This window comes from Streptosporangium sp. NPDC006013, assembly GCF_040614275.1.
GTDB lineage: Bacteria > Actinomycetota > Actinomycetes > Streptosporangiales > Streptosporangiaceae > Streptosporangium.
In genome coordinates this window covers 1-1,438 of sequence record NZ_JBEXUE010000930.1, presented here as the reverse complement: position 1 = coordinate 1,438, position 1,438 = coordinate 1, and the positions used below count along the sequence as shown (strand labels likewise).

The 1,438-nt window shown below is 69.4% G+C and carries 1 protein-coding gene; it reads right to left on the bottom strand.

The features are described from left to right. Positions 1-143: 143 nt before the first annotated feature. The gene (locus ABZ260_RS51005) at positions 144-1,379 is read right to left on the bottom strand and encodes an IS701 family transposase (protein ID WP_355633188.1); all 1,236 of its coding nucleotides are present in this window, start codon (positions 1,377-1,379) and stop codon (positions 144-146) included. Between the last annotated feature and the right edge of the window lie 59 nt (positions 1,380-1,438).

The window sequence follows — 1,438 nt, the reverse complement described above, 5'->3', positions numbered from 1 at the left end:
AGCACTAGTAGTACTTCGTTAGGTTGGTTCGAGTGGGTGGTGTTCTGGCCGTACTGCGGCGGGTATGTCGCGGTGGCAGGTGGGGCACGCGCCGGTCCATGCGCGGATGAGGTCCTGGAGCGTGGCCAGGACTTGGTAGAAGGTCAGGCCGGCGCTGGGGCTTTTGGGTCCAGGCGCCGGAGCGTGAGGAAGGCATGAGCGGCGGTGACCAGGGTGGCGTGGTGATGCCAGCCCCGCCAGGTGCGGCCCTCGAAGTGGTCCAGGCCCAGACCGTGTTTCATCTCCCGGTAGTCGTGCTCGATACGCCAGCGCATTTTGGCCAGGCGGACCAGACGCCGCAGCGGGGTGCCGGCGCTCAGGCTGGTCAGCCAGTACTCGGTGGGCGCCGCAGCACCGGCCGGCCACTCGGTCAGCAACGTCACCGCGGGCAGGACCCCGTCCCAGCCGGCCGCTCCTCCTACCCGGGCCATCGCGTACCTGCGAACCGTGACCCCGGCCGGACGCACATCGCGCACTCGAAACCGGGAGCGCATCGAGCCTTTGGAACCCCTGCGCCAGGTCACCCGCCGGTAGCCTGCCCGGCCCGGCTCGGCGGCCAGGTCCCTCAGCGAGGAGGCCGCGCAGCGGTAGCGGGCGGCGGGCCTGCGCCCGCTACCGCTCCACGCGGGCGTGGTGGGCACCGCATCGTGGGGGTGGGCGGACTCATCGGAGCGGACCGCGACGACGAAATCCAGGCCGCGCTCGGCCAGGCCGTGGCGAAACGCGGTGATCTGGCCGTAGCCGGCGTCGGCGACGATCACCTTCGGGGTCAGGCCCCAGCCGATCGCCTCGTCGATCAGATCCAGGGCCAGCCGCCACTTCTCCCGGTGCCCGACCTCATCCGGTATCCCGGCCCGGGCCCGGCGTCCGGCGTCGTCCTCCCACTCCTTGGGCAGGAACAGCCGCCAGGAGATCGGCACGGACGCGGTGTCACAGGCGGCGTGCAGGCTGACCGCGACCTGACAGTTGGCCTGCTTGCCCAACGCCCCGCACCACTGGCGGGCCACCCCCGCCGACATCTTCCCGTCCTTGGGGAAGGACACATCGTCGATCACCCACACCTGCGGATCGACGGCCGCGACCGTCTTGAGGGCCACCGCGCGCAACACCGCGGTGTGATCCCACGGCGACTGGTTCACGAACTGCTGCAGGGCCTGCATGTCACCGTCCGGCAGCCGCTCGGCCATCGGCTGGATCGACTTGCGCCGACCATCCAGCATCAACCCCCGCAGATAGCAATCGCCTTTCGCCCGCTGATCTCGACGCGGCACCGACGCGAACACCTCGGCCACGAACGCGGCCAGCTCACCCCGCAACTGCTCAATCTCCCCCAGGTCCACGAGAGCAGCATGCCGAACCCAACACCCAAGATCAAATCAACCTAACGAAGTACTACTAG